This window comes from Ruegeria sp. HKCCD4884 (genome assembly GCF_013110855.1).
Classification (GTDB): Bacteria; Pseudomonadota; Alphaproteobacteria; order Rhodobacterales; family Rhodobacteraceae; genus Ruegeria.
The window spans coordinates 481,073-488,439 of sequence record NZ_WVRJ01000002.1; the positions used below are offsets into that span (position 1 = coordinate 481,073).

At 56.4% G+C, this 7,367-nt stretch carries 4 protein-coding genes; 3 read left to right on the top strand and 1 reads right to left on the bottom strand.

Going from position 1 to position 7,367, the window contains the following annotated elements; all coding sequences use genetic code 11:
• The first annotated feature begins 44 nt into the window (after positions 1-44).
• The 3 genes from GS636_RS04795 to GS636_RS04805 all read left to right on the top strand — a co-directional run bounded on the left by GS636_RS04795 (position 45) and on the right by GS636_RS04805 (position 6,101).
• Entirely contained in the window at positions 45-2,318 is a 2,274-nt protein-coding gene (locus GS636_RS04795) for an NADP-dependent malic enzyme (protein WP_171668631.1), read from the top strand.
• Between the two features lie 369 nt (positions 2,319-2,687).
• Positions 2,688-4,577 (top strand): propionate-CoA ligase PrpE, encoded by a 1,890-nt coding sequence (gene prpE / locus GS636_RS04800; protein ID WP_171647733.1) that lies wholly within the window; start codon positions 2,688-2,690, stop codon positions 4,575-4,577.
• A gap of 87 nt (positions 4,578-4,664) precedes the next feature.
• Positions 4,665-6,101, top strand: a complete 1,437-nt coding sequence (locus GS636_RS04805; RefSeq protein WP_171668632.1) for an amidase family protein — start codon at positions 4,665-4,667, stop codon at positions 6,099-6,101.
• Between the two features lie 259 nt (positions 6,102-6,360).
• Here the strand turns inward: GS636_RS04805 and GS636_RS04810 are convergent, their stop codons facing one another.
• The gene (locus GS636_RS04810; protein WP_171091113.1) at positions 6,361-7,122 is read right to left on the bottom strand and encodes an NAD kinase; all 762 of its coding nucleotides are present in this window, start codon (positions 7,120-7,122) and stop codon (positions 6,361-6,363) included.
• Positions 7,123-7,367: the final 245 nt, after the last annotated feature.

A 7,367-nucleotide genomic window follows, 5' to 3' on the forward strand; every position in this document is an offset into this window, starting at 1 on the left:
ATAGTTTAAGGTTAAATTATATTTTTTAGGGAGAAGAAAAACCGATGCCTGACACCCCCAGTTTGAGACAGGCTGCGCTTGAATATCACGCACATCCGAAGCCCGGAAAGCTTGAGATCAAGGCCACAAAGCCAATGGCCAACGGGCGCGATCTGGCTCGGGCCTATTCGCCCGGCGTGGCTGAGGCCTGTCTTGAAATCAAAGCCGATGCCGCAAATGCCGAGCGTTACACCGCACGTGGAAATCTTGTTGCGGTGGTGTCCAACGGCACTGCTGTTCTCGGGCTGGGGAATATCGGAGCGCTTGCCTCGAAACCGGTGATGGAGGGCAAGGCCGTCCTATTCAAAAAGTTCGCAGGCATCGATTGCTTTGATATCGAAGTCGACCAACCCGACCCCGAAAAACTGGCGGACATCGTTTGCGCGCTGGAACCGACATTTGGCGCGATCAATCTTGAGGATATTAAGGCCCCCGACTGCTTCATAGTCGAGAAATTGTGCCGCGAACGTATGAACATTCCGGTGTTCCATGATGACCAGCATGGCACCGCCATTGTCGTGGGGGCGGCCGCAAAGAACGCCTTGCATGTGGCAGGAAAATCATTTGGCGACATCAAGGTCGTTTCAACCGGCGGCGGGGCCGCAGGAATTGCCTGCCTGAACATGCTGGTGAAACTGGGCGTTAAGCGCGAAAACATCTGGTTGTGTGACATCCACGGGCTTGTCTATGAAGGTCGTGCCGAGGACATGAACCCACAGAAATCCCAGTTCGCCCAGAACTCGGATCTGCGGACCTTGGACGACGTGATCGGAGAAGCAGACCTGTTTCTGGGCCTCAGCGGCCCGAATGTCCTGAAACCCGAAATGGTTGCGAAAATGGCCAGCCGCCCGATTATTTTTGCGCTGGCCAACCCAACGCCGGAAATCCTGCCTCAGGCCGCGCGCGAGGTTGCGCCGGATGCGATCATCGCCACAGGGCGCAGCGATTTTCCCAATCAGGTCAATAACGTACTGTGTTTCCCCTTTATTTTTCGGGGCGCGCTGGATGTAGGTGCAACCGAGATCAATGATGAGATGCAGATTGCCTGTGTCGACGGTATCGCCGAAATGGCGCGCGCGACAACCAGCGCTGAGGCTGCCGCAGCTTACAAAGGCGAACAGCTGACATTTGGTCCAGATTACCTGATCCCCAAACCTTTCGACCCTCGTCTGGTTGGTGTGGTTTCCTCGTCTGTGGCAAAGGCGGCCATGGATAGCGGCGTCGCCAAGAGGCCAATCGAGGATCTGGAAGCCTATAAGGAAAAGCTGAACCAAACCGTCTTCAAGTCTGCCCTTCTGATGCGCCCCGTGTTCGAGGCTGCAGCAGCTGCCTCCCGCCGAATCGTCTTTGCCGAGGGTGAGGACGAACGGGTGCTGCGGGCCGCACAAGCCATCTTGGAAGAGACAACTGAAACACCAATCCTGATCGGGCGCCCAGAAGTGATCGAAGCGCGCTGTGAACGGCTCGGCCTGAACATCCGCCCTGGAACGGATTGCCAGATCGTGAACCCGGAAAACGACCCGCGGTATTACGATTATTGGAACTCGTACCATCAGATCATGCAACGCCGCGGAGTCACACCGGATTTGGCCAAGGCGATCATGCGCACCAACACCACAGCGATTGGCGCAATCATGGTCCATCGCGGTGAGGCTGACAGCATGATCTGTGGCACATTCGGCGAATATCGCTGGCATCTGAACTACGTGGAACAGGTGTTGGACGAAGGCGACCTACGTCCGCATGGCGCTTTGTCTCTGATGATTTTGGAGGACGGGCCCTTGTTCATCGCCGACACCCATGTTCGTCAACTGCCCAAGCCCGAGGAATTGGCCGAAACCACAATTGGTGCCGCGCGGCATGTACGCCGGTTCGGGATCGAACCAAAGATTGCCTTCTGCTCGCAGTCGCAATTCGGAAACCAAGCCGAAGGGTCCGGCAAACGGCTGCGCGCGGCGCTGAGCATTCTGGATCAACAGCCGCGTGATTTCGTTTACGAGGGTGAAATGAATCTGGATGCCGCCTTGGATGCGGACCTAAGGGCCCGCATCTTTCCGGGATCACGACTGCAGGGCGCGGCAAATGTGTTGATTTTTGCTCATGCGGATGCCGCCAGCGGGGTGCGCAATATCCTCAAGATGAAGGCAGACGGGATCGAAGTTGGCCCCATTCTTATGGGCATGGGCAACAAGGCTCATATTGTCACGCCTTCGATCACGGCGCGTGGATTGTTGAATATGGCTGCCATAGCAGGCACCCCGGTTGCGCATTACGGCTGAGCAAACTCAGCAAGAAAACCAAAACCGCGCCCCAGTATAGGGTGCGGTTTACCAAAAGTTTGCCGCCGCTCTGCTATTGCAGTTCACGCATAGCCCGATTTTCTGAAGGCCGCGCACCGACCGGACCTTACGCGTTAGGGTGAGTCGTGACCCAGTCTGTTTTTTGCAGCAAGTAGTTTGCAGTTTTGCAAAATGGGCTGAAAAATATCGAATTCCCGATATTGAAAAAGGGGTTTGCAAAACTTTGCAGCCCCCTCAGCGGGTTCCTGCAAATATTTTGCGATAAACTGACGCGTCGTCATTTGATACGCTTGCCCGAAAGTTTTCTGGGTCCTAACACAATGTCCAAGTCGTTGTGAGGAGGACGAGATGGCGTATCAGGACGTTTATGACAGCTGGAAAACTGACCCCGAAGCGTTCTGGATGGACGCTGCCAAGGGGATTGACTGGGTGAAAGAGCCCAGCAAAGCGTTGTTCGACGAAAATGCGCCACTGTATGAATGGTTCAGTGATGCGCGGGTCAACACATGCTGGAACGCTGTGGACCGCCACGTGGAAAACGGTCGTGGCGAACAAACTGCCATCATCTATGACAGCCCCATCACTCACACCAAGCGCGAGATTTCATATGTTGAACTGCGCAACCGCGTGGCCAACCTTGCCGGTGCACTGCGAGCCAAAGGCGTCGAGAAAGGCGATCGCGTCATCATCTATATGCCGATGATCCCCGAAGCGCTTGAGGCGATGCTGGCCTGCGCCCGTTTGGGTGCAGTGCATTCCGTCGTGTTCGGCGGGTTTGCCAGCAACGAATTGGCCGTTCGGATTGATGACGCCAAACCTAAGGCGATCATTGCCGCATCTTGCGGGATGGAACCGGGTCGTGTCGTGCACTACAAGCCATTGCTCGACGGCGCGATCGACCTGGCCGAACACAAACCTGAATTCTGCGTTATTTTCCAGCGTGAACAAGAGGTTGCCCAGCTGGTCGAAGGGCGCGATTTCAACTGGCACGGCTTCCAATATGGTGTTGAACCGGCCGAGTGTGTGCCGGTAGATGGCAATGATCCGGCCTATATCCTTTACACCTCTGGCACTACGGGCGCGCCCAAGGGTGTCGTGCGCCCCACTGCCGGACATCTGGTGGCGCTGAACTGGTCAATGAAGAACATCTATAACGTCGATCCGGGCGACGTGTTCTGGGCCGCATCCGATGTGGGCTGGGTCGTGGGCCATTCATACATCTGCTACGCACCGCTCATCCATGGCAACACAACCATTGTGTTCGAAGGTAAACCGGTTGGCACCCCCGACGCTGGCACCTTCTGGCGCGTGATCTCAGAGCATAAGGTCAAAAGCTTTTTCACAGCCCCGACAGCGATCCGTGCCGTAAAACGAGAAGACCCAAAAGGGGAGATGATCGCCAAATACGACCTGTCCCATCTGCGCGCCCTTTACCTTGCCGGCGAACGCGCTGATCCCGACACCATCATCTGGGCGCAAGACGCACTGAAGGTTCCGGTGATCGACCACTGGTGGCAAACCGAAACGGGTTGGGCCATCGCTGGCAATCCGCTGGGCATCGAAGAGCTGCCGGTCAAGCTGGGCTCACCCGCCAAACCAATGCCGGGCTATGACGTGCAAATTCTGGACGAAGGCGGCCACCCAATGAAAGCCGGAGAATTAGGGGCTATCGCGGTCAAACTACCGCTTCCTCCGGGCACGTTGCCCACCCTTTGGAACGCAGAAGCACGGTTCAAGAAGTCCTATCTGGAGCACTTCCCCGGATACTACGAAACCGGTGATGCGGGCATGATCGATGAGGACGGATACCTTTATATCATGGCGCGTACGGATGACGTCATCAACGTGGCAGGCCACCGCCTGTCGACCGGCGGGATGGAAGAGGTGCTGGCTGCCCACCCCGACGTGGCCGAATGTGCGGTGATCGGCGTATCGGATCAGTTGAAGGGTCAGATGCCGGTCGGGTTCCTGTGCCTGAACGCGGGCGCAGACCGGGATCACGGTGACGTGGTTCAGGAAGTGGTCAAGATGGTGCGCGAAAAGATCGGCCCTGTTGCAGCTTTCAAATTGGCCGTTGTTGTAGACAGGCTGCCCAAGACACGTTCGGGTAAGATCCTGCGCGGCACCATGGTCTCTATTGCTGACAACCAGGACTATAAAATGCCCGCCACGATCGACGATCCGGTCATCCTTGATGAAATCAAGGACGCCTTACAAACAATCGGTTACGCCAAGTAACCTGGGGGCGGCTCAGGCCGCCCTTTTCGCGTCTGCACTTGCATCCTGGATCAGGCTCCCTACTCTCGCTGTAAACAGTGAGGGCCCATGACACACTCTGACATCTGGCGTCTCAGCGCTACAGATATGACCAACCTGACACGTCGCGGTGACCTGAGTGCGACTGAGGCTGTTCAAGCTTCGATTGACCGGATGGATGCGGTCAACCAAGACCTGAACGCTGTTGTAGAAGATCTACGCACCGAAGCCTTGGAACGCGCGCAATCTCTGGATCGCGCCCGTGCAAACGGTCAACCGACCGGGCCCCTGCATGGTGTACCGGTTACGATCAAAGTGAATGTCGACCAAAAAGGGCACGCCACCACCAATGGCGTTGTGGCATTGAAAGATGTGATCGCCCCGGATGACGCGCCGGTCGTCAGCAATTTGCAAAAAGCTGGGGCCGTTGTCATCGGGCGGACCAATACACCAGAGTTTTCGTTTCGGGCCGACACAGACAACCCGCTATATGGGCGCACGCATAACCCTTGGGGGCGGCATATCTCACCCGGCGGGTCTTCGGGCGGGGCGGGCGCTGCAGTGATGGCAGGTGTCGGAGCGTTGGCTCATGGCAATGATATCGGCGGCAGTCTGCGCTTTCCCGCAGCAGCCAACGGAGCAGTCACTGTGAAACCTGGGCTGGGGCGTGTCCCGGCCTGGAACCCCAGTCAAAAAGTTGAACGAGGTCTGTTGGCCCAGTCGATGTCCGTTCAGGGCCTGATCACACGCTCAGCTGCGGATTTGCACCTGTCGATGCCCAGCGTGATCGCGGCCGACGCGCGTGACCCTTTCCATGTGCCAATGCCTTGGCGCGGTGAAGCCCCCGACGGCCCCATCAAAGTGGCGTTCACGAAAAATACCTTTGGATATGCCCTGCATCCCGAGGTCGAAAAGGCGCTTGATACGGCACGGGACGCTCTGGTCGATGCTGGCTATGCCGTGGATGAGGTTGATCCACCGGACGTGTTTGAATGTGGCAGGATCGGCTATCGGACCTTGATGGGCGAAGTTCTGACCTTGATGAAATCAGATATCGAAGCAGCGGGATCGCAAACCATTCGAGAGATTTTCGACGTCTACTTTCAGGAATTTCCGCCCATCGTTGAAACCGATCTGGTAAAAATGTTGGCCAAACGCAGCCACTATGCGCGTGAATGGTCGCTGTTCTTGCAAGACTATCCGCTGGTTCTGTCGCCGTTCCTGCCGCAGCCCTTTTTCAAGCCCGACCGCGATACTGAAGGGGCTGAAGGTGTTCATGAGGTTCTGGGTTGCGCTGTATATTCATATGCGATGAACTTTTTGGGGCTACCAGCAGCCTGCGTGCCCGCGCGGCTGGCAGATTTGCCCAAGGGACCTCAGCCAATCAACGTTCAGATTGCCGCCAATCGTTGGCGCGAAGATCTGGCGGTAGATGCCGCCGCAGCAATCGAAGCCCGCGTGGGTCAAATGTGCACCGCGCTTTGGGAACAAATGGACACGACGTAGGCGAATGCAAAAAAAATAGACCCTGGGTCATTGTGCCCAGGGTCCGACTGCTTAAATAAGCCCGGAAATCTGATGACGAGCGTAGCACCACCCACCCTCGCCAGCGCAAAATTTGCACAATCATTCGAAAACGCCGTCCAGGTGGCCACTCACTCCCACCTTGGCGTGTTCTCCGGGTGAATTCACCCTAGCCAATTCGCGATAAATTCCCTGTGAACTGGTTCACATAAGCCAGAAAAAAATGCGCGGCGGCTCAAATTCATGTGAATTGTTCAGAAATTAGGCGTTCTTCAAGGCCGTGGCCGGGGTCAAACAGAATACGGTGGGCGATGGCCGGTTCAGACCTGATTTCAACCCAATCAATTTCCGGGAATGAGATGGAATCGGCATCCGCCATAACCGGGCGTTTATCTGCATCCAGAACATCGAACCGAACCTTTGCGATCTTGGGCAACAGCGCACCGCGCCAACGGCGGGGGCGAAAAGCGGCAATCGCCGTCAACGCCAAAACATCCGATCCGATGGGCAGGATCGGTCCGTGCGCGGAATAATTATAGGCTGTCGATCCGGCTGGTGTTGACAACAGAGCCCCATCGCAGACCAGTTCCGGCATCCGTACGCGGCCATCGACGCTGATCTTCAGCCTTGCCGCCTGTGGCCCTGCCCGCAACAGCGACACTTCGTTAATGGCAAGCGCCTCGTGAAGCGTGCCGGATTGATCCATTGCCCGCATCAAAAGCGGGTTGATTACTTCTTCCTCGGCATCCTCGAGACGCGCCATCAGGTCGTCTTCGTGATACTCGTTCATCAGGAAGCCGATCGTGCCCCGGTTCATGCCGTAAACCGGTGTATCAAGATGCTGCATGTTGTGCAGGGTGCGCAACATGAAGCCGTCCCCGCCCAAAGCGACAACAACATCAGCGTCCCGCGGTGCCGCGTTTCCGTGTTTGGCAACCAGAATATCCCGGGCCGTCTGCGCCACTTTGACATCGCTGGCAAGAAAGGCGATTCTCTTTTTCATGTTTTCCGGTTTCCGGTGCTACACATTTGGTTCCGAAACAAACATACCTTTCCCCAATAGGCCAGTCTTGACGCCCCAGCGGACCAAATCGTCGCTTTACGGCTTTTGAAGATGCAGCGTTTCCGATAGGAAATCCGCAAGTTTTTACCCAGCCATGTGGAGCGCCCATGAACGCCAACCTTCGTGATACCGGATTTTTCACCCAGTCCCTATCGGACCGTGACCCTGAGCTTTTTGGCTCGATC